Annotated in this window: 25 protein-coding genes; 15 read left to right on the top strand and 10 right to left on the bottom strand. The window is 64.5% G+C overall.

Annotated elements, in window-relative coordinates; all coding sequences use genetic code 11:
- Positions 1–7: 7 nt before the first annotated feature.
- Positions 8–586: a DUF6436 domain-containing protein gene (locus AC0J42_RS29715; protein WP_473004852.1), complete on the bottom strand. Its 579-nt coding sequence runs from the start codon at positions 584–586 to the stop codon at positions 8–10.
- A gap of 96 nt (positions 587–682) precedes the next feature.
- On the opposite strand from AC0J42_RS29715, the gene bipL reads away from it, so the two are divergent.
- The gene (gene bipL, locus AC0J42_RS29710) at positions 683–1,606 is read left to right on the top strand and encodes a phospholipase BipL (RefSeq protein WP_416421480.1); all 924 of its coding nucleotides are present in this window, start codon (positions 683–685) and stop codon (positions 1,604–1,606) included.
- A gap of 46 nt (positions 1,607–1,652) precedes the next feature.
- Here bipL and AC0J42_RS29705 read toward each other — a convergent pair whose 3' ends face one another.
- Entirely contained in the window at positions 1,653–2,354 is a 702-nt protein-coding gene (locus tag AC0J42_RS29705; protein WP_473004850.1) for an Abi family protein, read from the bottom strand.
- A gap of 235 nt (positions 2,355–2,589) precedes the next feature.
- Positions 2,590–3,354 carry a DUF2059 domain-containing protein gene (locus AC0J42_RS29700; RefSeq protein ID WP_473004848.1) on the bottom strand — a complete coding sequence of 255 codons (765 nt, stop codon included), beginning with the start codon at positions 3,352–3,354 and terminating at the stop codon, positions 2,590–2,592.
- 142 nt (positions 3,355–3,496) lie between these two features.
- Here AC0J42_RS29700 and AC0J42_RS29695 point away from each other — a divergent pair, with 142 nt between their 5' ends.
- The 3 genes from AC0J42_RS29695 to AC0J42_RS29685 all read left to right on the top strand — a co-directional run bounded on the left by AC0J42_RS29695 (position 3,497) and on the right by AC0J42_RS29685 (position 5,246).
- Positions 3,497–4,129 (top strand): 2OG-Fe(II) oxygenase, encoded by a 633-nt coding sequence (locus AC0J42_RS29695; RefSeq protein WP_416421478.1) that lies wholly within the window; start codon positions 3,497–3,499, stop codon positions 4,127–4,129.
- A gap of 1 nt (position 4,130) precedes the next feature.
- Positions 4,131–4,625 carry a 2-thiouracil desulfurase family protein gene (locus tag AC0J42_RS29690; RefSeq protein WP_416421477.1) on the top strand — a complete coding sequence of 165 codons (495 nt, stop codon included), beginning with the start codon at positions 4,131–4,133 and terminating at the stop codon, positions 4,623–4,625.
- Positions 4,626–4,808: 183 nt separating this feature from the next.
- A complete protein-coding gene (locus AC0J42_RS29685; RefSeq protein WP_416421476.1) occupies positions 4,809–5,246 on the top strand; it encodes a DUF4399 domain-containing protein in 438 nt (145 codons plus the stop codon).
- A gap of 61 nt (positions 5,247–5,307) precedes the next feature.
- Here the strand turns inward: AC0J42_RS29685 and serA are convergent, their stop codons facing one another.
- Complete coding sequence (serA, locus tag AC0J42_RS29680) at positions 5,308–6,537, bottom strand: phosphoglycerate dehydrogenase (RefSeq protein WP_416421475.1); 1,230 nt, start codon at positions 6,535–6,537, stop codon at positions 5,308–5,310.
- Positions 6,538–6,710: 173 nt separating this feature from the next.
- On the opposite strand from serA, the gene AC0J42_RS29675 reads away from it, so the two are divergent.
- The 3 genes from AC0J42_RS29675 to AC0J42_RS29665 all read left to right on the top strand — a co-directional run bounded on the left by AC0J42_RS29675 (position 6,711) and on the right by AC0J42_RS29665 (position 9,823).
- On the top strand, positions 6,711–8,105 hold the full coding sequence (locus AC0J42_RS29675; RefSeq protein WP_416421474.1) for an FAD-binding oxidoreductase: 1,395 nt from the start codon (positions 6,711–6,713) through the stop codon (positions 8,103–8,105).
- A gap of 18 nt (positions 8,106–8,123) precedes the next feature.
- The gene (locus AC0J42_RS29670; RefSeq protein WP_416421473.1) at positions 8,124–8,789 is read left to right on the top strand and encodes a fumarylacetoacetate hydrolase family protein; all 666 of its coding nucleotides are present in this window, start codon (positions 8,124–8,126) and stop codon (positions 8,787–8,789) included.
- A 107-nt stretch (positions 8,790–8,896) separates the two neighbouring features.
- Complete coding sequence (locus AC0J42_RS29665) at positions 8,897–9,823, top strand: SdiA-regulated domain-containing protein (protein ID WP_473004846.1); 927 nt, start codon at positions 8,897–8,899, stop codon at positions 9,821–9,823.
- A 127-nt stretch (positions 9,824–9,950) separates the two neighbouring features.
- Here AC0J42_RS29665 and rpiA read toward each other — a convergent pair whose 3' ends face one another.
- Positions 9,951–10,619 carry a ribose-5-phosphate isomerase RpiA gene (gene rpiA, locus AC0J42_RS29660; RefSeq protein WP_416421471.1) on the bottom strand — a complete coding sequence of 223 codons (669 nt, stop codon included), beginning with the start codon at positions 10,617–10,619 and terminating at the stop codon, positions 9,951–9,953.
- 123 nt (positions 10,620–10,742) lie between these two features.
- Between rpiA and ilvA the strand changes: the two genes are divergently transcribed.
- Both ilvA and AC0J42_RS29650 read left to right on the top strand, forming a co-directional pair.
- Positions 10,743–12,257, top strand: coding sequence for a threonine ammonia-lyase, biosynthetic (ilvA, locus tag AC0J42_RS29655; RefSeq protein WP_473004845.1), 1,515 nt, complete (start codon positions 10,743–10,745; stop codon positions 12,255–12,257).
- A 43-nt stretch (positions 12,258–12,300) separates the two neighbouring features.
- Positions 12,301–12,750 carry a DUF2269 family protein gene (locus tag AC0J42_RS29650; protein ID WP_416421469.1) on the top strand — a complete coding sequence of 150 codons (450 nt, stop codon included), beginning with the start codon at positions 12,301–12,303 and terminating at the stop codon, positions 12,748–12,750.
- 83 nt (positions 12,751–12,833) lie between these two features.
- On the opposite strand, the gene AC0J42_RS29645 is transcribed toward AC0J42_RS29650, so the two are convergent.
- Positions 12,834–13,490, bottom strand: a complete 657-nt coding sequence (locus AC0J42_RS29645) for a histidinol-phosphatase (RefSeq protein WP_473004844.1) — start codon at positions 13,488–13,490, stop codon at positions 12,834–12,836.
- A 141-nt stretch (positions 13,491–13,631) separates the two neighbouring features.
- Between AC0J42_RS29645 and AC0J42_RS29640 the strand changes: the two genes are divergently transcribed.
- Together AC0J42_RS29640 and ptsP are read left to right on the top strand one after the other, a co-directional pair.
- Entirely contained in the window at positions 13,632–14,111 is a 480-nt protein-coding gene (locus tag AC0J42_RS29640; protein WP_008364786.1) for an RNA pyrophosphohydrolase, read from the top strand.
- A gap of 22 nt (positions 14,112–14,133) precedes the next feature.
- Positions 14,134–16,413: a phosphoenolpyruvate--protein phosphotransferase gene (ptsP, locus tag AC0J42_RS29635; protein ID WP_416421467.1), complete on the top strand. Its 2,280-nt coding sequence runs from the start codon at positions 14,134–14,136 to the stop codon at positions 16,411–16,413.
- Between the two features lie 123 nt (positions 16,414–16,536).
- Here the strand turns inward: ptsP and AC0J42_RS29630 are convergent, their stop codons facing one another.
- Positions 16,537–17,283 (bottom strand): NRDE family protein, encoded by a 747-nt coding sequence (locus AC0J42_RS29630; RefSeq protein WP_473004842.1) that lies wholly within the window; start codon positions 17,281–17,283, stop codon positions 16,537–16,539.
- Positions 17,284–17,500: 217 nt separating this feature from the next.
- Here AC0J42_RS29630 and lgt point away from each other — a divergent pair, with 217 nt between their 5' ends.
- Entirely contained in the window at positions 17,501–18,313 is an 813-nt protein-coding gene (lgt, locus tag AC0J42_RS29625) for a prolipoprotein diacylglyceryl transferase (RefSeq protein WP_416421465.1), read from the top strand.
- A gap of 79 nt (positions 18,314–18,392) precedes the next feature.
- Entirely contained in the window at positions 18,393–19,226 is an 834-nt protein-coding gene (locus AC0J42_RS29620; protein WP_416421464.1) for a thymidylate synthase, read from the top strand.
- An 83-nt stretch (positions 19,227–19,309) separates the two neighbouring features.
- Here the strand turns inward: AC0J42_RS29620 and AC0J42_RS29615 are convergent, their stop codons facing one another.
- Complete coding sequence (locus tag AC0J42_RS29615) at positions 19,310–19,795, bottom strand: Lrp/AsnC family transcriptional regulator (protein WP_416421463.1); 486 nt, start codon at positions 19,793–19,795, stop codon at positions 19,310–19,312.
- A 128-nt stretch (positions 19,796–19,923) separates the two neighbouring features.
- Here AC0J42_RS29615 and AC0J42_RS29610 point away from each other — a divergent pair, with 128 nt between their 5' ends.
- On the top strand, positions 19,924–20,547 hold the full coding sequence (locus AC0J42_RS29610; protein WP_473004839.1) for a LysE family translocator: 624 nt from the start codon (positions 19,924–19,926) through the stop codon (positions 20,545–20,547).
- 102 nt (positions 20,548–20,649) lie between these two features.
- The gene (locus AC0J42_RS29605; RefSeq protein WP_416421461.1) at positions 20,650–21,081 is read left to right on the top strand and encodes an ANTAR domain-containing protein; all 432 of its coding nucleotides are present in this window, start codon (positions 20,650–20,652) and stop codon (positions 21,079–21,081) included.
- Here AC0J42_RS29605 and AC0J42_RS29600 read toward each other — a convergent pair.
- Both AC0J42_RS29600 and flgM read right to left on the bottom strand, forming a co-directional pair.
- On the bottom strand, positions 21,067–21,555 hold the full coding sequence (locus AC0J42_RS29600; RefSeq protein WP_416421460.1) for a flagella synthesis protein FlgN: 489 nt from the start codon (positions 21,553–21,555) through the stop codon (positions 21,067–21,069). The genes AC0J42_RS29605 and AC0J42_RS29600 overlap by 15 nt on opposite strands.
- On the bottom strand, positions 21,536–21,826 hold the full coding sequence (gene flgM, locus AC0J42_RS29595; protein WP_416421459.1) for a flagellar biosynthesis anti-sigma factor FlgM: 291 nt from the start codon (positions 21,824–21,826) through the stop codon (positions 21,536–21,538). Before flgM ends, AC0J42_RS29600 begins: the two co-directional genes overlap by 20 nt.
- Positions 21,827–21,911: the final 85 nt, after the last annotated feature.

Here is a 21,911-nt window from a genome sequence, read left to right as displayed (position 1 = left end):
GGGGCCGTTACTGGGCGGTGCTGCTCCATGCGCAATAGCAGCCCTGGGCCAGGGTGTGCGTGGCGTTCACCGGCCGTCCGTCGGCCAGGGCCTTGAGGATGGGCTCGATGAAGCTGTTGCTGGAGTCGCAGGTAGCGCCTTCGCTGTAGGGGCCGAAATAGGCCAGCTGGCCTTGGTGGTCCCAGATTGCCACGGCGGGGCTGGCCGGGATGCTGTCGCTGCCGGCAATGGCCGCAAGGGCCTTGAAACTGTCCAGATTGGCCGGCAGGCGGCCGTGGCTGCCGGCTTTCTGCACGGCGTAGAAGGCCACGCCCCGGGCACTGTAGGTGGCTTGCAGTTCACCCAGGTGCTGCTGGTTGGCGACGTTGCACGGGCACGCCGGGTCCCAGAAATGCACCAGGCGAATGGGACCGGGGCCGGCCAGGGCGTCGGGCAGTTGCAGGGCATCGCCTTCGAAAAGCGTGGCGTGTTCGCTGAACACACGGATATATCGGCCCTGGAACCAGTCATATGCAGTCCACAGGGTGAGCCCGCAGATCAGTGCCAGGAGGGCGAGGAACAGGGTTTTGCGGCGCGAGGCAGGCATAGAGGCTCGGTCCGGGACAGGACGCCTAGCTTGCCATGCCCAGCCATACAGATGAATATCAGGGGTGTGTTTATTCGCTTTCAGCTGCGAGACCTTATGCCCGCGACATTTCGGCCGGATGCGCTACGCGCCAGCCTCAAACCCCTGGCCGCGCGTCAGCCCTTGTCTGCCGAAGCCCAGGCCTACCAGGCCTTCTACGGCATAGACCTGCCGTGCGAGCGCTGGCTGGGCCGTTTCGAGGCCGTGGGCTACGAGTTGGTGAGCCAGGTGTGGCTGCCGCCGGCGCCGGTGGCCACGCTGTTTCTGTTGCACGGCTTCTATGACCACATGGGCCTGTACCGGCACGTGATCCGCTGGGCGCTGGACCATGGCTTCGCGGTGATCTCCGCGGACCTGCCCGGGCATGGCCTGTCCAGTGGCGAGCGGGCGCGCATCGACGACTTCGAGGACTACCAGGCGGCGCTGTTCGCGCTGTTCAAGGAGGCCGGCAGCCTGGGCCTGCCGCAGCCCTGGCACCTGCTGGGGCAGAGCACCGGCGGCGCCATCGTGCTCGACCACCTGCTGTACCACGGCACCACCAGCCCGGCCCAGGGCCAGTCGATCCTGCTGGCGCCGCTGGTGCGGCCGCGTGGCTGGGGCTGGTCGCAGGTCAGCTACCGGCTGCTGAGCCCGTTCGTCAAAGGCATCGCCCGGCGTTTCAGCGAAAACACCAACGACCCCGATTTCATGCCGTTCCTGCAGGCCGACCCGCTGCAACCCGTGCGCCTGCCCACGGCCTGGGTGGGCGCGCTGGTGAACTGGGTGCCGCGCATCGAAGCGGCGCCCAGCAGCTCGCGTTCGCCGTTGATACTGCAGGGCGATGCCGACATGACCGTGGATTGGGAGCACAACCTGGGGGTGTTGCAGCGCAAGTTCCAGGCGCCGCAGGTGCTGATGCTACCGGGGGCGCGGCACCACCTGGCGAACGAAGTGGCGCCGATTCGCGAGCGCTATTTCAGCTTTATCGACGCCAACCTCTGACAGCGTCGGGCACGGCGTTGTGTGGGGACGCGGCCTGTGGCCGCTGCTACGGGGGGAGGGGCATGGGCTCACTGTTGGCGGGTTTCGGTTTGGAGCGCATCACTTGATGAACGGTTGAGTGGCTCTTTAACCAAGCCTCTGCAGTAGCGCATCGATACCCCACTATCTCGATCAACTGCTTGTAAGCAGAAGAGACGTTTTGGCTGAAGATGGGTTCGTGATGAGCGATGCGGTTGCGAAACCGGTTGATGCTGGACACAAGCTGCTGCAATGAAGCCCGAGTGATGGCCGGGTTTCGAGGGAATAATCGCTTGATGTTGGTTTGCCACAAGCTGCGATCATATTCTGCCCTGAACAGGTTCGACCAGAAGTCCAGCGTCAGCCGCGAGACCACATCGTCCTTTTGCGCAGGTTTGCCCTTTTTTGCCGCGCAAAGATTTGCTTTGTTCAAAGCCGCCAGGCTTTGTGGCGTTAGCAGGGACAGGAAGGCTGGCTCCAGATGCCATCGATTGCCAAATAGTGCACACAAGGTTTCATCAATGCCGTTGCGCAGAACGATCTCGACGATATGCAGAGGGAACAGAAACGCTTTGGCCAACCGTGCGTTGTAGAGATAGAGCTCGAAGGCGTAGGTGTCGCTATGGCCCGCTTTTTTCAGGTAGGTGGAGTAACGCTTGCTTGAGAGCTGCGCTTCCAACAAGCGAGCGATAGGCGCCTCGTACGAAAAGGAGTGTTGACTCTCTGCCATGCCCGCGTATATTCCTGACCAACCAGCAGCTGATGTGGCCCCTCTGAATTTCGCGATTCATGCGCTCTCGGCAACGGAAACAGAGCCCCGGGACAGTTAACCTCTCCCGGGGTTTCGCTTTTTCAGGGGACCTGTTTCCAGCAGGGTATCCTGTCCGTGCGACCCGTTCGCCCTTCTTGTCCCACCATCTTGTTTCCTATTGTTTGTATCCTGCCAGGCCGATGATGGTGATGTGTCAGTTGCCCTTGCGTGGGTTCAGGCTTGAGGTGCTCTGGCCCACGGCCAGGCTCGCGCGCACGGCGGCCAGGGCGGCCTGGTAATACGCGTGGCCGTCGGGGGACTCGGCGAAGTTGGCGAACTCTTCCAGCTCGGGGTCGGATAGGTCGCGGTACACGTACAGCAGGGTGTTATCCAGGTCGTTGCCGATCTGCGCCATCAGCCGCTGGCGCTGGCCGTCGAGCATGCCCTGGGCCTGGTCGCTACCCAGCAGGCCGGGGATCATCTGGCTGAGGCTGTCGGCAGCGACGCCGGCGATGGCCAGGCTCACTTCGGCGCCGGCCTCGCGGGCGGGCAGGGCGCGTGACAGGTGGCCGATGATCAGCGCGCGGGTGTCGCTGGCGGTCATGTGCGGCAGGCCCTGGGCGTTCTTGGCCAGCTGGTCGCGGCGGGTGGCCAGCAGTTCGGCGGCCACCACCTTGCGCCCCAGCGGCGACTGGAAGAAGGCCAGGGCCGGGTTCGGGTCGGCCAGGGTCTGGCGCAGCCTGGCCTCGGCGCGCTGGTCCATGGCCTGGGGGGCGAAGCGCTGGTCACTGTTGTTGACCAGGGCCTGGAAAACCGCGGGGGGCAAACTGTTCTGGTAGCGCTGCTGGGCCGCTTTAAGGGCGTCGGTGAAATGCGCCCGCTGCTCCGGCCAGCCGGCGACCTTGTACAACTGGTCGTGACTGTCTGCCCACGCGGGCAGGGCGCAGCACATGATCAAAAGGAAAAACAAACGGCGCATCAGGGACTCCTGTCGGCAGGCCGCCATTGTCCTTGGCCGGGCGGGGTCTTGTCGAGAATTCGTATCAGCCGGCGCAACATAAACGACGTGCTGCAGCCAGGGGGCCAAGTGGCTCTGTCGGTTTTGCGGGCACATGGATACTATGCGCGGCATGCAAATATCCTCTGATCATCCGCTGCTGTTACGTATCGTCGACGACCTGGCCGAGCGCGGCTGGTCGCAGCAAGACATCTTCCTGCCACAGGCTTTGACCCGTGAGCTTGCGGCCGAGTGCCGCCGGCGTGCCGTGCAGGGCGAACTGGCGCCTGCGGCGGTTGGGCGGGGGCCGGCCCAGGAGATTCGCGAAGGCATTCGCGGCGATCGCATCCAGTGGCTGGAGCCGGGGGACTCGGCCCCCAGCGACCGCTACCTGGAGCTGATGGACGCCCTGCGCGAGGCCCTGAACCGCGGGCTGTTCCTGGGGCTGGAGGATTTCGAGTGCCATTTCGCGCTGTACCCGCCAGGTGCCTTCTACCGCAAGCACGTCGACCGCTTCCGCGATGATGACCGGCGCATGGTTTCGGCCGTGGTCTACCTCAACGACGCCTGGGTGCCGGAGCATGGCGGCCAGCTGCGCATGTACCTGGAAGAAGGGCGCGAGCACGACGTGGCGCCGGTGGGTGGCTGCCTGGTGGTGTTCCTTTCGGGCGAGGTGCCCCACGAAGTGCTGCCCGCCGCCCAGGACCGCCTGTCGCTGACCGGCTGGTTCCGCCGCCGTGGCAACGAGCCGTTCTGACATGCACAAGATCCTGGTCAGCCGTTGCCTGCTGGGCCACCGCGTGCGCTACGACGGCGGTGCCAGCGGGCCGTTCGACCAGCTGGACCTGTGGCTTGCCGAGGGCCGCATCGTCGGCCTGTGCCCGGAAGTGGCCGGCGGCCTGCCCACCCCACGCCCTGCAGCGGAGATTCCCGGCGGGCAGGGCGTGCAGGTGCTGGAAGGCCAGGCCCGCGTGCTGACCCAGGCGGGCGAGGATTTCACCGAGGCGTTCATGCGCGGCGCGCAGCTGGCGCTCGAGGCCGTGCGCCGGCACGGCATTCGTATCGCGGTGCTCAAGGCCAACAGCCCGTCGTGCGGCAACCTGCTGACCTACGACGGCAGTTTTACCGCCACCAAGGTCACAGGCGAGGGCGTGACGGCGGCGTTGCTGCGCCGTGAAGGCGTGCAGGTGTTCAGCGAGCTTGAATTGGCTGAGGCTGACAAGGCTTTGAAAGCCATCGAAATGGCTGGCTGATTACCTGTGGGAGCTGGCTTGCCAGCGAGATTTTGTTCCGCTCCAACAGCTCGCTGGCAAGCCAGCTCCCACACCCCGGTTTGCATGAAACATGCTTTCGGGGGCGCATTCCAGAGCGCCCAAGTGGGTTATTTCGTCTAAGGTATTCCAGACAAAACCAGAACCGTTTCCTGGAGACCCCAAATGAAATCGCTATTTTCCCGCGCCGCCGTTGCCGGCCTGCTGATGGGTGCCTCGCTGCTGGCCACTGCCGATGACCTGAAAAGCGTCGAAGCCCCGGCGGGCGCCAAGGTGTTCATCGTTTCCCCAGCCGACGGCGCCACCGTCGACAAGACCTTCACGGTGAAATTCGGCATCGAAGGCATGAAGCTGGCCCCCGCTGGCGACCCCACGCCCAACACCGGCCACCACCACCTGCTGGTAGACGTCGACCAGCAGCCGCCAGCCAACCAGCCACTGGCCGTGACCGATCACATCCTGCACTTCGGCAAGGCCCAGACCGAAACCACCCTGACCCTGGCCCCGGGCAAGCACACCCTGCAACTGCTGTTGGCCGACCGCTTCCACGTGCCGTTCAAGCCGGCGGTGGAATCGAAGAAGATCACCGTTACCGTGAAGTAGGCGTCACGGCAACAAAAAAAGGGAGGCCCGAGGGCCTCCCTTTTTCATGACGCAGGCTTGCTTAGAACAGTACGCGGCTACGGATGGTGCCGTTGATCTGTTGCAGCTTGGCCTGGGCCAGGTCCGAGTACTCGGCGTCGACGTCGATCACCACGTAGCCGACTTTCTCGTTGGTCTGCAGGAACTGACCGGAGATGTTGATGCCGTTTTCGGCGAAGACCTTGTTGATCTCGCTCAGCACGCCCGGGATGTTCTCGTGGATGTGCAGCAGGCGGTGCTTGCCCGGGTGAGCCGGCAGGGCCACTTCAGGGAAGTTGACCGACGACACCGAGGTACCGTTGTCGCTGTACTTGACCAGCTTCTCGGCCACTTCCAAGCCGATGTTGGCCTGGGCTTCGGCGGTGGAACCACCGATGTGCGGGGTCAGGATCACGTTGTCCAGGCCACGCAGCGGGCTTTCGAAGATGTCGTCGTTGGAGCGTGGCTCCACCGGGAACACGTCGATGGCGGCGCCGATCAGGTGCTTGTCCTTGATGGCTTCGGCCAGGTGGTCCAACTCGACCACGGTGCCGCGCGCGGCGTTGATCAGGATGCCGCCCTTCTTGATGGCGCGGATTTCCTTCTCGCCCATCATCCACTGGGTGGCAGCGGTTTCAGGCACGTGCAGCGAGACGATGTCGGACATGCCCAGCAGCTCGGTCAGGCTGGCCACCTGGGTGGCGTTGCCCAGCGGCAGCTTGGTGATGGTGTCGTAGAAGAACACCTGCATGCCCAGGCTTTCGGCCAGTACCGACAGTTGGGTGCCGATCGAGCCGTAGCCGACGATGCCCAGCTTCTTGCCACGGATCTCGAAGGAGTTGGCCGCGCTCTTGATCCAGCCACCGCGGTGGCAGGAAGCGTTCTTCTCCGGGATGCCGCGCAGCAGCAGGATGGCCTCGGCCAGCACCAGTTCGGCTACCGAACGGGTGTTGGAGTACGGGGCGTTGAACACGGCGATGCCGCGCTCGCGGGCCGCGTCCAGGTCAACCTGGTTGGTGCCGATGCAGAAGCAGCCGACAGCCACCAGCTTTTTCGCGCAATCGAAGAGCTCTTCGGTCAGCTGGGTGCGGGAGCGGATACCGATGAAGTGTGCATCGGCGATCTTTTCCTTCAGCTCGGCCTCAGGCAGCGCCTTGATGTGGTACTCGATATTCGTGTACCCGGCGGCCTTGAGGACGTCGACGGCGGATTGGTGGACGCCTTCGAGAAGAAGGAACTTGATCTTGCTCTTATCGAGAGAAGTCTTGCTCATCTGCGTAAACCTGTGTCCCGGAGAAAAAATGGCAGGGGGTATGAAGCGGGTCGCGAAACGGCGCCAAGCGCGGTTAGCGGGGGGCGTATGCTAGCATATCCCCCCCTTGATAAGCCCATCCCTGGGACGTGAAGTGTGCTCAGGGTGACTATGAATAGTTCGAGAGTTCTGCGATGACCCATCCTGCGTTTCTTGAAGAGCTTCAGACCCTGGTTGAACCCGGCAAGGTACTCACCGACGCCGATTCTCTCGAGGCTTATGGCAAGGACTGGACGAAACAATTCGCCCCGGCCCCCAGTGCAATCGTGTTCCCCAAGACCATCGAGCAAGTGCAGGCCATCGTGCGCTGGGCCAATGCCCACCAGGTGGCGCTGGTGCCGTCGGGCGGCCGCACCGGCCTGTCTGCCGCGGCCGTGGCAGCCAACGGCGAAGTTGTCGTGTCGTTCGACTACATGAACCGTATCGGCGCGGTGGATACCGTTGATCGGACCGTGGTCTGCCAGCCCGGGGTCATCACCAAGCAGTTGCAGAACCTGGCCAAGGATCACGACCTGTATTACCCGGTGGACTTCGCTTCTTCGGGCTCCAGCCAGATTGGCGGCAATATCGGCACCAATGCCGGCGGGATCAAGGTGATTCGCTACGGCATGACCCGCAACTGGGTGGCCGGCCTCAAGGTCGTCACCGGCAAGGGCGACCTGCTGGAGCTGAACAAGGACCTGATCAAGAACGCCACCGGCTACGACATGCGCCAGCTGTTCATCGGCGCCGAAGGCACCCTGGGCTTCGTGGTGGAAGCCACCATGCGCCTGGACCGGGCGCCGAAGAACCTCACCGCCATGGTGCTGGGTACCCCGGACTTCGACTCGATCATGCCGGTATTGCACGCGTTCCGCGGCAAACTGGATCTCACGGCGTTCGAATTCTTCTCCGACAAGGCGCTGGCCAAGGTCATGGCCCGTGGTGACGTGCCGCCGCCGTTCGCCACCGAGTGCCCGTTTTACGCGCTGCTGGAGTTCGAGGCCACCACCGAGGAGGTCTCCAACGAGGCGCTGGCCACCTTCGAGCACTGCGTGGAGCAGGGCTGGGTGGTGGACGGGGTGATGAGCCAGAGCGAACAACAGCTGGCCAACCTGTGGAAGCTGCGCGAGTACATCTCCGAGACCATCTCGCACCGCACCCCGTACAAGAACGATATCTCGGTGACCGTGGCGCAAGTGCCGGCGTTCCTCAAGGATATCGACGCGATCGTCAGCGAAAGCTACCCAGACTTCGAAGTGGTCTGGTACGGCCACATCGGCGACGGCAACCTGCACCTGAACATCCTCAAGCCCGAGGACCTGAGCAAGGAGGAGTTCTTCGCCAAGTGCGCGGTGGTGAACACCGCAGTGTTCGAGACGGTGCAGAAGTACAACGGCTCGATCTCGGCCGAGCACGGCGTGGGCCTGGTCAAGCGCGACTACCTGGACTACAGCCGCTCGCCCGCCGAAATCGACTACATGAAGGCCCTGAAGGCGGTGTTCGACCCCAATGGCATCATGAACCCAGGCAAGATCTTCCCGGTTTGATCAATCAAGGAGTCGGTCATGAGCTATCAGCATCAATACGTTGACGGTACCCGCATCCACTTCCCGGTGGGCAAGGTGGTGTGTATCGGGCGCAACTACGCCGAACACGCCAAGGAACTGAACAACCCGGTGCCCACCGAGCCGTTGCTGTTCATCAAGCCGGGCAGCTGCGTGGTGGCGGCCGAAGGCGGCTTCAGCATCCCCACTGAGCGCGGTTCGGTGCACTACGAGGCGGAAATCGCCGTGCTGCTGGGCAAGCCGCTGTCCACCAGGCCCAGCGAGGAAGAGGTGCTGGACGCCATTTCCGGCTACGCCCCGGCCCTGGACCTGACCCTGCGCGACGTGCAGAGCAAGCTCAAGGAGAAGGGCCTGCCGTGGGAGCTGGCCAAGGCCTTCGACGGCGCCTGCGTGCTGACGCCGTTCGTGGTGGCCAGCAGCTTCCCGGACGTGACCGACATCCCCGTGCGCCTGACCATCAACGGTGAAGTGCGCCAGGACGGCAACAGCAACCTGATGCTCAACCCCATCGTGCCGATGATCCAGTACATGGCCGCGCACTTCTCGCTGCAGGCCGGTGACGTGATCATGACCGGCACCCCCGCAGGCGTGGGCGCGCTGAACCCTGGCGACCAGCTGGTGCTGGAGCTGCCGGGTGCCAGCCGCTTCGAGACGGTTGTTGCCTGATCGGCGCTTTTTGCACTTTTTTAACACGCCATTTGGATAATGCGGCTTAATCGCCTGGCGCGCCCCTTGCGCGCCAGGCTCGCCGCATTTTTCAGGAACCCCTCCACATGGCCGTATCCCCCTCCAATTCCTTGCCTGCGCCCTCGCGCAAGCCACGCCTGTTGCAGCGCTGGTACGTCTGGTTGTTGCTGGTGGTGGTGGCCTATGTGGTCGCCGCCGTCATGCACTGGGACGCCCGCGCCAAGCTGTGGGTGGTCGAGCGCCTGACTCCGCAGGCCCAGCGCGACGCCGCCGTGTGGCTGCCGGACTACCACGCCTTCATCGACGGCAAGCTACTGCCGGGCATGGAAAAGGACGAAGCCTCGGACCTGACCTACAACCCCGAGACCAAGACCCTGTTCTCGGTGATGGGCAAGAACGCCTTCCTGGTGGAGCTGAACCTGGAAGGCGACGTGCTGCGCAAGATGCCGCTCAACGGCTGGTCCAACCCCGAGGGCGTGGCCTACCTGAGCGGCGGCCGCATGGCCATTACCGACGAGCGCCAGCACCTGATGACCGTGGTGCAGGTGACCCCGGACACCAAGGCGCTGAACCTGGCGGACTGGCCGCAGTTCGACCTGGGGCCATCGGCCAACCAGAACAAGGGCTTCGAAGGCATCGCCTGGGACCCGCGCCGCGGCCAGCTCCTGCTGGGCGAAGAGCGCCCGGCGGCGATGTTCACCCTCAAGAGCGATGCCGAGGGCAAATGGCAGGGTGACAAGGTGAAACTGGCCTACACCACGCTGAACCTGCGCAACCTGTCGGCGCTGGGCGTGGACCCGCGCACGGGCAACACCCTGGTGCTGTCGGCGGATTCGCACATGCTGCTGGAGCTGGACCCTACGGGCAAGCAGGTCAGCTTCATGACCCTGCTGGGTGGCATGAACGGCCTGAAAGACACCATCCCCCGCGCCGAGGGCGTGGCGATGGACGAAAGCGGGACTATCTACATGGTCAGCGAGCCGAACCTGTTCTACGTGTTTCGCAAGTTCTGAAGCCTGACGCGTAACATCCCGTAGCCGCTGCCGCAGGCTGCGCTGGCCCTCAGCCACGCTGGAGATCTCCAGTGTTCATCAGGGCCAGCGCAGCCTGCGGCAGCGGCTACGTTTTGTGCGGTACCCGTCAGCGCAGGCTCTTCACACCTTCCGAAGTCCCCAGCAACAGCAGGTCAGCCGGGCGCGCCGCGAACAGGCCGTTGGTCACCACGCCAACGATGGCGTTGATCTGCGCTTCCAGCGCCACCGGGTCGGTGATCTGCATGTTGTGCACGTCGAGGATGATGTTGCCGTTGTCAGTGATCACGCCTTCACGGTACACCGGGTCGCCGCCCAGTTTCACCAGCTCGCGGGCCACGTGGCTGCGGGCCATGGGGATGACCTCGACCGGCAGCGGGAAGGCGCCCAGCACCGGTACCAGCTTGCTGGCGTCGGCGATGCAGATGAAGGTCTTGGCCACGGCCGCGACGATTTTCTCGCGAGTCAGGGCCGCGCCGCCGCCCTTGATCAGGTTCAGCTTCTCGTCGCTCTCGTCGGCGCCGTCCACGTAGAACTCCAGGTCGCTGACCGTGTTCAGTTCATACACCGGGATACCGTGGCCCTTCAGGCGCGCGGCAGTGGCTTCGGAGCTGGCAACGGCGCCGTCGAAGGCACCCTTGTGCTGGGCCAGGGCGTCGATGAAGCAGTTGGCGGTCGAGCCGGTGCCGACGCCGACGATGCTCTTGTCGTCCAGCTTGGGCAGAATGAAGTCGACAGCAGCCTGGGCGACGGCCTGTTTGAGTTGGTCCTGGGTCATGCGGGCTCCGGAGCGGGCATAAAAGGCGGGGGGAAGGGCGGCATTATACCCCTTTGCTGTGGTCCTTGGCTGGAACGCTGGGGTAGACTCGCAGGTCTTGCTCAACCGCCAGTGATGCTTCCGATGCTCGAACAGTACGTTAAGAAGATCCTCACCTCGCGCGTCTATGACGTTGCCGTGGAAACTCCCCTGCAGGCCGCCGGCCAGCTGTCCAAACGCCTTGGCAACCATATTCTGCTCAAGCGCGAAGACCTGCAGCCGGTGTTTTCCTTCAAGATTCGCGGCGCCTACAACAAGCTGGCGCAGTTGAGCGACGAAGAACGTGCCCGTGGCGTGGTCACCGCCTCGGCGGGCAACCATGCCCAGGGCCTGGCCCTGGCCGCACGGGAAATGGGCGTGAAGGCCACCATCGTGATGCCCAAGACCACCCCCGAAATCAAGGTCGAGGGCGTGCGCTCGCGCGGCGGCAAGGTCGTGCTGCACGGCGATTCCTTCCCCGAGGCGCTGGCCTATTCGCTGAAGCTGGTGGACGAGAAGGGCTACGTCTACATCCACCCCTACGACGACCCGCACACCATCGCCGGCCAGGGCACCGTGGCCATGGAGATCCTGCGCCAGCACCCTGGCCAGCTCGACGCCATCTTCGTGCCGGTGGGCGGCGGCGGCCTGATCGCCGGCATCGCCGCGTACGTGAAATACCTGCGCCCGGAAATCAAGATCATCGGCGTCGAACCCGATGACTCCAACTGCCTGCAGGCGGCCATGGCTGCCGGCGAGCGCGTGGTGCTGCCAACCGTGGGCATCTTCGCCGACGGCGTGGCGGTGGCACAGATCGGCCAGCACACCTTCGACATCTGCAAGGATTACGTCGACGAAGTGATCACCGTCAGCACCGACGAAATCTGCGCGGCAATCAAGGATATCTACGACGATACCCGCTCGATCACCGAGCCGGCAGGCGCCCTGGGCGTGGCTGGCATCAAGAAATACGTGGAACTGCGCGGCGTCAGCGGCCAGACCCTGGTGGCCATCGATTCGGGCGCCAACGTCAACTTCGACCGCCTGCGCCACGTGGCCGAGCGCGCCGAGCTGGGCGAAGGCCGCGAAGCCATCATCGCCGTGACCATCCCCGAGCAGCCGGGCAGCTTCAAGGCCTTCTGCGAGGCCATCGGCAAGCGCCAGATCACCGAATTCAACTACCGCTACAACACCGGCCGCGAGGCGCACATCTTCGTTGGCGTGCAGACCCACCCCGACACCGACCCGCGCGCGGCCCTGGTGGCCAGCCTGAGCGAGCAGGGCTTCCCGGTGCTGGACCTGACCGACAACGAACTGGCCAAGCTGCACATCCGCCACATGGTCGGCGGCCACGCCGTGCAGGTCAGCGACGAGATGGTGCTGCGCTTCGAGTTCCCGGAGCGTCCGGGCGCGCTGTTCAACTTCCTCAACAAGCTGGGCGGGCGCTGGAACATCTCGATGTTCCACTACCGCAACCACGGCGCCGCCGATGGCCGCGTGGTAGCAGGCCTGCAGGTGCCGGCCGAGCAGCGTGGGGAAGTGGCTGCCGCGCTGACCGAGATCGGCTATCCGTTCTGGGACGAGACCGACAACCCGGCCTACCGCCTGTTCCTGGGCTGACTGCTAGGCTGTAGAGCATCGACACCCGCACAGGAGCTGCCCCATGGAAACCCTGAGCCTGCTGAAAATGCTCCACGGCATCGCCACCGCGCTGCTGTTGGGCAGCGTGGCCGCGGTGCTGTTCCAGACCTGGCGCGGCTGGCGCGGCGGCGACAAGTCGGCGTTCGCCAGGACCCTGCAACGGCCGTGGCTGTACGCCTGGATTCTGATGGGCGTCAGCGTCGCGAGCTTTCCCTTCACCGGCTGGTGGATGATGCACACCGTGGGCTGGCCGCTGGGCCAGGCCTGGCTGCTGGGCGCCTCGGTGCTGTACGTGGTGGGGGTGGCGGGGTTCCTGCTGCTGGTGCGCCGCACCATTCGCTGGCGGCAGGCGGCCGTGGCCTACAACCAGGTGCAGGTGGTGAAGCAGCGCAAGTTCAGCGTGGTGTTCGCGGCGGTGTCGCTGGTGGTGCTGGTGGCGATCCTGGCGTTGATGCTGGCTAAGCCGGTGTAGGCTGGACGCGGCCTTCGGCCGCTGCTACGGGCCTGTAGCAGCGGCGGGGCGGCCATCCGCCAAAGGCCGCGTCAGGGCCCACATCAATCGCGCAACGACATCACCTTCCACCCGCGCCGCTGGGCTTCGGCCAGCAGGTTCGGGTCGGCGTCCACCACCACCGGGTGGGTCACCTTCTCCAGCAACGGCAAGTCGTTCATGGAGTCGCTATAGAAGTAGCTGTCTTCCAGGTCGAAGCCGTTCTCCTCCAGCCAGCGGTTCAGGCGTGTCACCTTGCCTTCGCGGAAGCACGGCACGTCGGTGCTGCGGCCGGTGTAGCGGCCGTCGACCATCTCGCATTCGGTGGCCAGCAGGGTGTCCACGCCCAGGCGCTCGGCAATCGGGCCGGTGACGAAGCGGTTGGTGGCGGTGATGATCAGCAGCTTGTCGCCGGCGTCGCGGTGCTGCTGCAGCAGCGCCAGGGCCTTGGGCAGGATGATCGGTTCCACGCAGTCGCGCATGAAGTCGGCGTGCCATTCGGCCAGCTGGGCTATCTCGGTGGTCGCCAGAATCTCCAGGCTGAAGTTCAGGTAGTCGGTCAGGTTCAGCTTGCCGGCCAGGTAGTCCTGGTAGAACGCGTCGTTGCGGTTCTTGTATTCCACCGGGTCGAGGATGCCGCGCTCGCACAGGTAGTCGCCCCAGGCGTGATCGCTGTCGCCACCAAGCAGGGTGTTGTCGAGGTCGAATAAAGCCAGGCGCATGGAAGTTACTCGTCTGAAAACAGGAAAAGGCCCACAGAATACGGACTTTTCACAACAGTGCACATAAGGTATGCGGGTGCGTTGCTGCCTTGACGATCTTTGTGGAACAATGCCAAGACATGCGTTTGCGAGGTTGCTGCCGTGATCGACCCCGATGGTTTCCGTCCCAATGTCGGCATTATTCTGACCAATGATGCCGGACAGGTGCTGTGGGCTCGTCGTATCAATCAGGATGCCTGGCAGTTTCCACAGGGAGGTATCAACCCTCAGGAGACGCCGGAAGAGGCCTTGTACCGCGAGCTGAATGAAGAAGTGGGGCTGGAGCGACAAGATGTTGAAATTCTTGCCTGCACCCGCGGCTGGTTGCGTTATCGTTTACCTCAACGCCTGGTGCGTACCCACAGCCAACCGCTGTGTATCGGCCAGAAGCAGAAGTGGTTCCTCTTGCGCCTGGTCTCCAACGAACAGCGCGTGAGGATGGATTTGACCGGTAAACCGGAATTCGATGGCTGGCGCTGGGTCAGTTATTGGTACCCGCTTGGCCAGGTGGTGACATTCAAGCGCGAGGTGTATCGCCGCGCTCTCAAAGAGCTTGCCCCGCGCCTGCTGGCGCGCGACTGACGACGGAGTTCGACCCCGAGCCATGCTCAATACGCTGCGCAAGATCGTCCAGGAAGTCAACTCCGCCAAGGATCTCAAGACGGCGTTGGGGATCATTGTGCTGCGCGTCAAAGAGGCCATGGGCAGCCAGGTCTGTTCGGTCTACCTGCTGGACCCGGAAACCAACCGTTTCGTGCTGATGGCCACCGAGGGCTTGAACAAGCGCTCCATCGGCAAGGTCAGCATGGCCCCCAACGAAGGCCTGGTGGGCCTGGTGGGCACGCGCGAAGAACCGCTGAACCTGGAAAACGCTGCCGACCACCCCCGTTATCGCTACTTCGCCGAGACCGGCGAGGAACGCTTCGCCTCCTTCTTGGGCGCACCGATCATTCACCACCGCCGCGTGGTGGGGGTACTGGTTATCCAGCAAAAGGAGCGGCGTCAGTTCGACGAGGGCGAAGAAGCCTTCCTGGTCACCATGAGCGCGCAATTGGCCGGCGTAATTGCCCACGCTGAGGCCACCGGCTCGATCCGGGGCCTGGGGCGCCAGGGCAAGGGCATCCAGGAGGCCAAGTTCGTTGGCGTGCCGGGTTCGCCCGGTGCCGCCGTGGGTACCGCGGTGGTCATGCTGCCGCCGGCCGACCTCGACGTGGTGCCCGACAAGACCGTCACCGACATCAAGGCCGAACTGGAACTGTTCCAGACCGCGCTCGAAGGCGTTCGCAACGACATGCGCACCCTTTCGGCGAAGTTGGCCACGCAATTGCGCCCCGAAGAGCGCGCACTGTTCGACGTCTACCTGATGATGCTCGACGACGCCTCGCTGGGCAGCGAGGTGACCAACGTCATCAAGACCGGCCAGTGGGCCCAGGGCGCCCTGCGTCAGGTGGTCACCGAGCACGTCAACCGCTTCGAACTGATGGACGACGCCTACCTGCGCGAGCGCGCCTCGGACGTCAAGGACCTGGGCCGCCGCCTGCTGGCCTACCTGCAGGAAGCCCGCCAGCAAACCCTGGTTTACCCCGACAATACCATCCTGATCAGCGAAGAACTCTCGCCAGCCATGCTTGGCGAGGTGCCGGAAGGCAAGCTCGTGGGCCTGATTTCGGTGCTTGGCTCGGGCAACTCCCACGTCGCCATCCTGGCCCGCGCCATGGGCATCCCGACGGTGATGGGCCTGGTGGACCTGCCGTACTCCAAGGTCGACGGCATCCAGATGATCGTCGACGGCTACAAGGGCGAGGTCTACACCAACCCCAGCGAGGTGCTGGCCAAGCAGTTCGCCGAAGTGGTCGAGGAAGAACGCCAGCTGGCCCAGGGCCTCGACGCCCTGCGCGAATTGCCGTGCGTGACCCTGGACGGCCACCGCATGCCGCTGTGGGTGAACACCGGCCTGCTCGCCGACGTGGCCCGTGCCCAGCAGCGCGGCGCCGAGGGCGTGGGCCTGTACCGCACCGAAGTGCCGTTCATGATCAACCAGCGCTTCCCCAGTGAGAAGGAACAGCTGGCCATCTACCGTGAGCAGCTGGCGGCCTTCCACCCGCTGCCGGTGACCATGCGCAGCCTGGACATCGGCGGTGACAAGGCGCTGTCCTACTTCCCCATCAAGGAAGACAACCCGTTCCTGGGCTGGCGCGGCATTCGCGTTACCCTCGACCACCCGGAAATTTTCCTGGTGCAGACCCGCGCCATGCTCAAGGCCAGCGAGGGCCTGAACAACCTGCGCATCCTGCTGCCGATGATCTCCGGCACCCATGAGACCGAGGAAGCCCTGCACCTGATTCACCGGGCCTGGGGCGAGGTGCGCGACGAAGGCACCGACGTGCCGATGCCGCCCGTGGGCGTGATGATCGAGATTCCGGCGGCGGTGTACCTGACCCGTGAATTGGCGCGCCAGGTGGACTTCCTGTCGGTGGGCTCCAACGACCTGACCCAGTACCTGCTGGCCGTGGACCGCAACAACCCGCGGGTGGCCGACCTCTACGACTACCTGCACCCGGCGGTGCTACAGGCCCTGCAACACGTGGTCACCGAGGCCCATGCCGAAGGCAAGCCGGTGAGCATCTGCGGCGAGATGGCCGGCGACCCGGCGGCCGCGGTGCTGCTGATGGCCATGGGCTTCGACAGCCTGTCGATGAACGCCACCAACCTGCCGAAGGTGAAGTGGATGCTGCGCCAGATCAGCCTGGGCAAGGCCAAGGAACTGCTGGCGCAACTGATGAAGATCGACAACCCGCAGGTTATCCACAGCTCGCTGCAGTTGGCGCTGAAGAACCTGGGCCTGGCGCGGATGATCAACCCGGCTGCGCCGAAGACCTTGTAGGCCCTGACGCCGCCCAACCCGCGTAGCCGCTGCCGACAGGCTGCGCTGGCCCTTGGATACCCTGAAGATCTTCAGCGTGGCCGAGGGCCAACGCAGCCTTCGGCAGCGGCTACGCAGTGTGCACTACAGGCTCAGGTCCACCTCCCCCAACGCCCCGCCATACGGCCCGAAGCTGCGCTCCACGATGCGCCGCGAACCCTCGGCGCGCACGATCAGCGCCGTGCTCGCCCGCGTGCCGTAGTTCTCGCTGGCGATGAACACGCTCGACAGCAACGACTCGGTCGCCAGGCCCACGCCGGTGTCGGGCAGGGCGCCATCGGCAGCGCGCTCCGGGTCCCGCAGCAGGGCCAGCAGCCCTTCAGGCCGGGGATCATCCACTTGCGCCGCCAACGCCGCCTTCGCCTTCAGCAGTTTCGGCCATGGCGTGTCCAGCCCGGCATTCGACAGCCCGTACACGCCGCTGGCCAGGTTCCGGGGCAGGCGTTCGCGCTGGTTGAAATAGCACAGCCGTCCTGCGGTTCCCAGCAGCAGGTTGAACCCCGAATACTCGCCGGCACGGCTGCCGATGTCGTCCAGGTATTGATCAATCGACATCTGGCTGGTCAGAAAACGCGCAACCAGGTCGCCGCGCGAGCGCCGGCCCAGGGGCTGGCTGGGGTCGCGAATGTTGGTCAGGGCGGCAAAGCGCCCGTTCGGCCCCAGCCCCAGCCAGGTGCCGCCAGCCTCCAGGTCGCGGCCGGCGTGCACGCCCTCGGCGTCCTGCCAGTGGCCCAGCGGCAGGCTGGGGCGGGCGTAGAATTCGTCGCGGTTGGCGGCCAGCACCAGCGGCACGGGGTGCCCGGGGCGCCAGGCGAATACGATCAGACACATGAGGTTAGCCTTGTGTTTTGTTTCACTGTACCCGCACTCCGTCCCTGCACAGTAGAGGCGACGGGTCCTATCCGTTACCATGCGCTCCAGTTTTCACTGACACAAGTTTCATGGCAACGGGCTGTCGGGCCGGGCATAGTCTCGGGTTTTCCCGCCCCTCGTGGCCATCCGGGAACGCAGGGGTGATCCCGCCGCCTGTCCACGTCAAGGAGTCGCAATGCTGCCTTACCCGCAGATCAATCCGGTGGCGGTCGCCATCGGACCGCTTCAAATCCACTGGTACGGCCTGATGTACCTGATCGGCATCGGCAGCGCCTGGCTGCTGGCCTCCAGCCGCCTGAACCGCTTCGACCCCACCTGGACCAAGGAGAAACTCTCCGACCTGGTGTTCTGGTGCGCCATGGGCGTGATCGTCGGCGGGCGCCTGGGCTACGTGCTGTTCTACGACCTTAAGGTGTACATCGACAACCCCACGTTGATCTTCGAAGTGTGGAAGGGCGGCATGGCGTTCCACGGCGGCCTGATCGGCGTGATGCTGGCCACCTGGTGGTTCGGGCGCAAGAACGGCAAGTCGTTCTTCGAACTGATGGACTTCATTGCCCCGCTGGTACCGATCGGCCTGGGCGCCGGGCGCATCGGCAACTTCATCAACGGCGAACTGTGGGGCAAGCCCACCGACGTGCCGTGGGCGATGATCTTCCCGCCGCTGAGCGACCCGGCCCAGCTGCCACGCCATCCGTCGCAGCTGTACCAGTTTGCCCTTGAAGGCGTGGCGCTGTTCATTATCCTGTGGCTGTTCTCGCGCAAGCCGCGCCCCACCATGGCGGTGTCGGGCATGTTCGCGCTGTTCTACGGCATCTTCCGGTTCATCGTCGAGTTCGTCCGCGTGCCCGACGCGCAACTGGGCTACCTGGCGTTCGGCTGGGTCACCATGGGCCAGATCCTCTGCATCCCGATGATCCTCGGTGGGCTAGGGTTGATCTGGTGGGCCTACAACCGGCCCACCGCGCCGAAAAACGCCGCGGTATGATGGACGGGCGGGGCGAAAGCCCCGCCTTTTTCTTTTTCTGCAAACGGTCGCTGCTGCTGGCGACCGACTTGAGGCCTCAATGAAAGCGTACCTGGATCTCCTGACCGATGTGATCACCAACGGCGTGACCAAGGGTGATCGGACCGGCACCGGCACCAAGGCCGTCTTCGCGCGCCAGTTCCGTCACAACCTGGCCGATGGCTTCCCGCTGCTGACCACCAAGAAGCTGCACTTCAAGAGCATCGCCAACGAGCTGATCTGGATGCTCAGCGGCAACACCAACGTGAAGTGGCTGAACGAAAACGGCGTCACCATCTGGGACGAGTGGGCCACCGAGAGCGGTGACCTGGGCCCGGTGTACGGCGAGCAGTGGACCGCCTGGCCGACCAAGGATGGCAAGACCATCAACCAGATCGACTACATGGTCGACACCCTGAAGAACAACCCCAACAGCCGTCGCATCCTGTTCCACGGCTGGAACGTTGAATACCTGCCCGACGAGGCCAAGAGCCCGCAGCAGAACGCCGCCGAAGGCCGCCAGGCGCTGCCGCCGTGCCACCTGCTGTACCAGGCCTTCGTCAACGAAGGGCACCTGTCGATGCAGCTGTACATCCGCAGCTCCGACGTGTTCCTGGGCCTGCCGTACAACACCGCGGCCCTGGCTTTGCTGACCCACATGCTGGCGCAGCAGTGCGACCTGATCCCCCATGAGATCATCGTCACCACCGGCGACACCCACGCCTACGCCAACCACATGGAACAGATCCAGACCCAGCTGGCCCGCGAGCCGCGCAAGCTGCCGACGCTGAACATCAAGCGCAAGCCGGCGTCGATCTACGACTACAAGTTCGAAGACTTCGAGATCGTCGGCTACGACCCGCACCCGGGCATCAAGGCCCCGGTCGCCATCTGACCTATGTGGGAGCTGGCTTGCCAGCGAGCTTTTGAGGACCTAAAAGCTCGCTGGCAAGCCAGCTCCCACAAAGACAGCTACGGCTACGCGGTTGCGGGGCGCTTCACCGGGAACGCCACGAACGGCTTGATCTCCTTGAGCACGAACATGCTCTGCATCTCCTTGATGCCCGGCAGGCGCCGCACCACCGACATGGCGAAGTCGGCGAACTGGTCCAGGTCGCGGGCCACCACCTGCAGCAGGAAGTCGGCATCGCCGCCGATGCTGTAGCAGGCCACCACATCCTCCAGCTGCATCACCTCCTGCTCGAACTTCCTGGCCTCGGCTTCGCTGTGGCTGTCGATGCTCACCCGGATGAACACCATCACCCCCAGGCCGATCTTGCGCCGGTCCAGCACCGCCCGGTAGCCGAGGATGAAGCGGTGCTCTTCCAGGTGCCGCACGCGCCGCCAGCATGGCGAGGCGGACACGCCCAGCGCATCGGCCAGGGTCTGGTTGGTCATGCGGCCGTCCTGCTGCAGGGCGGTCAGCAGCTTCACGTCCAGGGCGCTTAACGTCTGGTTGGTCATAAAATCCTGCTCAATCCATCTGGCGGGTAACATCTGCCCAAAATAGCCGGTTTCTGGGCAAACACAGGAATAATTTTCCAGCCGCCACGCGCTAGCATTTTTCCCACCCAGCCAAGGAGGAATGCCCCATGCTCGACCTGTCCCAAGTACTCACCTACAGCGCCGCCCTGGGCGTGGCCGCCGCCATCCCCGGCCCCGGCATGGCCGCGCTGGTGGCGCGCAGCGTCAGCGGCGGCGCGCTGTCGGGCTTCTGCCTGCTGGGCGGGCTGATTCTCGGCGACCTGACCTACCTGTCGCTGGCCGTGTTTGGCCTGGCGATGATCGCCGAACACTTCCACGCCCTGTTCCAGCTGGTGCGCTGGGGCGCGGCGCTGTACCTGGCCTACCTGGCCTGGCAGTTCTGGCGCGCCCAGCACCAGGCCATCGAGACGGGCAGGGCGGTGCCGCGCAAGGAACTGCTGTCGGCGGCCCTGTCCGGGTTGACCATCACCCTGGGCAACCCCAAGACCATCGCCTTCTACCTGGCCTTGCTGCCGCTGGTGATCAATCTGGAGGTGGTGTCATTGCAGGCCTGGGCCTTCATGCTGGTGCCGCTGACCATCGCCGTGCTGCTGGCCGTGGGTGCGCTGTTCGTGTTCGGCGCCGTGCGCATCCGCCACCTGCTGTCGAGCCTGCGCGCCCAGCAGCGCCTGTTTCGCGGCGCGGCCCTGATCATGGCCGCCGCTGCCGCCGCCATGCTGGTGCGCGGGTAGAGGCGCGAACTGATGGGTTTTTGGCCCCGTGTTCTTTCGATGGCTGGCGCCAACCCGCCATTAACCTCCGTGCGCAAGCCATCCATGCATACGGGGTTTGCCGTGACTGATCGAGAGCTGCTAGAGAATTCCAGGCTACGGATTCTGCTGATAGAACCGCACGCCTTCCAACTGTTCGACACCCAGACCCTGCTCTACGACCTGGGCTGCCACTACCTGACCCCGGTCATGAGCCAGGACGAACTGGCGCGGGTGCTGCGCAGCAGCCGCGAGCACTTCGACGTGGCGATCTGCAGCGTGGGGACCTTCGACATGAGCGACCTGGAGCTGGCGGAACTGGTGTACGCCGACCGCAAGGTCAGGCACCTGATTCTGCTGTCCGACGGCCAGGTGCCGGCGCCGGCGCTGCTGGCCAGCCTGGTGCGGCGCCCGGCCCAGCCACTGCTGGGCATCGTGCAGAAACCGCTGCGGGCCACCACCATGCGCGCGCTGTTCGACCGCGTGCTGGCGGCCGGCAGTTCATGCCCGGCCTGAGTGCCCGGCGTGGCGACCGTCGGGGCCGTACAGGGTGCGGCCGGTGGCCTCGTTGAGGTAGTTGAGGATGCGCTGGTTCTGCTGCTGGCGCACCCGCAGCATGTCGCCGTTGAACTGGTTGAGGTGCTGCGCGCGGGCGGCCAGGTCCTGCAGGCGCGTCCAGGCGGGCAGGCAGCCCTGGTCCCGGGCCAGCTGCATGGCGCCGTGGTGGTCGGGCGCATGGCCCAGCGAGCGCTGGGCGCGGCGGCGGGTGGTTTCCAGCTGCTCCAGGTCTTCTAGGATCGTCTGCTTGGCGATGCTCAGCTCGGTCAGCCGCTCGCCATCGATCTTCGGCCCGGCCAGCGCCAGGCGTTCCTGTTCCAGCAACGTCAGCAGGCGCTGCGCGGCCACCTGCTGGCGTTGCAGGTGGCGCGCCAGGCCCCTGGCGATGTCTTGTCCGGCCGGCGGCCGTTTTTCACTCGGGTGCTTGCCCATTCATTTCCATCACACTTTCGGCCATGCCATCGAAGATCCGCGACGAGTCGATCTGCAGCGAACCATCGCTGATCGACTGGCGAATCTCGTTCACCCGATTCATGTCGATATCGGCAGTGGACGCGTCCGAGCCGTAGAGGCTTTCGTTTAATTCCAGCGTGTTGCTGACCGCCGGATCCGTGTCACTGGCCTCACTTTTCTGCAGCCGATTGTTGGCCGAGAGGTCGGTATTGGGCAGTGTGTTGCTGAGCGCAGTGCTGATTATTTTCACGGTCGAATTTTCATAGTGTCCCTTTTGCCCACTATCGGCATTGGGTGATTGAACTTGAACGCCTGTGTTTCAAATATGTGGCACG

It is taken from the genome of Pseudomonas sp. Tav-5-1A, from assembly GCF_055755055.1.
The sequence above is the reverse complement of the archived record's forward strand: the minus strand, read 5'-3'. Positions and strand labels throughout refer to the sequence as shown.

Coding starts and splice junctions, on each gene's coding strand:
- AC0J42_RS29715 (WP_473004852.1), bottom strand. CDS start 586: ATGCCTGCCTCGCGCCGCAAAACCCTGTTCCTCGCCCTCCTGGCACTG.
- bipL (WP_416421480.1), top strand. CDS start 683: ATGCCCGCGACATTTCGGCCGGATGCGCTACGCGCCAGCCTCAAACCC.
- AC0J42_RS29705 (WP_473004850.1), bottom strand. CDS start 2,354: ATGGCAGAGAGTCAACACTCCTTTTCGTACGAGGCGCCTATCGCTCGC.
- AC0J42_RS29700 (WP_473004848.1), bottom strand. CDS start 3,354: ATGCGCCGTTTGTTTTTCCTTTTGATCATGTGCTGCGCCCTGCCCGCG.
- AC0J42_RS29695 (WP_416421478.1), top strand. CDS start 3,497: ATGCGCGGCATGCAAATATCCTCTGATCATCCGCTGCTGTTACGTATC.
- AC0J42_RS29690 (WP_416421477.1), top strand. CDS start 4,131: ATGCACAAGATCCTGGTCAGCCGTTGCCTGCTGGGCCACCGCGTGCGC.
- AC0J42_RS29685 (WP_416421476.1), top strand. CDS start 4,809: ATGAAATCGCTATTTTCCCGCGCCGCCGTTGCCGGCCTGCTGATGGGT.
- serA (WP_416421475.1), bottom strand. CDS start 6,537: ATGAGCAAGACTTCTCTCGATAAGAGCAAGATCAAGTTCCTTCTTCTC.
- AC0J42_RS29675 (WP_416421474.1), top strand. CDS start 6,711: ATGACCCATCCTGCGTTTCTTGAAGAGCTTCAGACCCTGGTTGAACCC.
- AC0J42_RS29670 (WP_416421473.1), top strand. CDS start 8,124: ATGAGCTATCAGCATCAATACGTTGACGGTACCCGCATCCACTTCCCG.
- AC0J42_RS29665 (WP_473004846.1), top strand. CDS start 8,897: ATGGCCGTATCCCCCTCCAATTCCTTGCCTGCGCCCTCGCGCAAGCCA.
- rpiA (WP_416421471.1), bottom strand. CDS start 10,619: ATGACCCAGGACCAACTCAAACAGGCCGTCGCCCAGGCTGCTGTCGAC.
- ilvA (WP_473004845.1), top strand. CDS start 10,743: ATGCTCGAACAGTACGTTAAGAAGATCCTCACCTCGCGCGTCTATGAC.
- AC0J42_RS29650 (WP_416421469.1), top strand. CDS start 12,301: ATGGAAACCCTGAGCCTGCTGAAAATGCTCCACGGCATCGCCACCGCG.
- AC0J42_RS29645 (WP_473004844.1), bottom strand. CDS start 13,490: ATGCGCCTGGCTTTATTCGACCTCGACAACACCCTGCTTGGTGGCGAC.
- ptsP (WP_416421467.1), top strand. CDS start 14,134: ATGCTCAATACGCTGCGCAAGATCGTCCAGGAAGTCAACTCCGCCAAG.
- AC0J42_RS29630 (WP_473004842.1), bottom strand. CDS start 17,283: ATGTGTCTGATCGTATTCGCCTGGCGCCCCGGGCACCCCGTGCCGCTG.
- lgt (WP_416421465.1), top strand. CDS start 17,501: ATGCTGCCTTACCCGCAGATCAATCCGGTGGCGGTCGCCATCGGACCG.
- AC0J42_RS29620 (WP_416421464.1), top strand. CDS start 18,393: ATGAAAGCGTACCTGGATCTCCTGACCGATGTGATCACCAACGGCGTG.
- AC0J42_RS29615 (WP_416421463.1), bottom strand. CDS start 19,795: ATGACCAACCAGACGTTAAGCGCCCTGGACGTGAAGCTGCTGACCGCC.
- AC0J42_RS29610 (WP_473004839.1), top strand. CDS start 19,924: ATGCTCGACCTGTCCCAAGTACTCACCTACAGCGCCGCCCTGGGCGTG.
- AC0J42_RS29600 (WP_416421460.1), bottom strand. CDS start 21,555: ATGGGCAAGCACCCGAGTGAAAAACGGCCGCCGGCCGGACAAGACATC.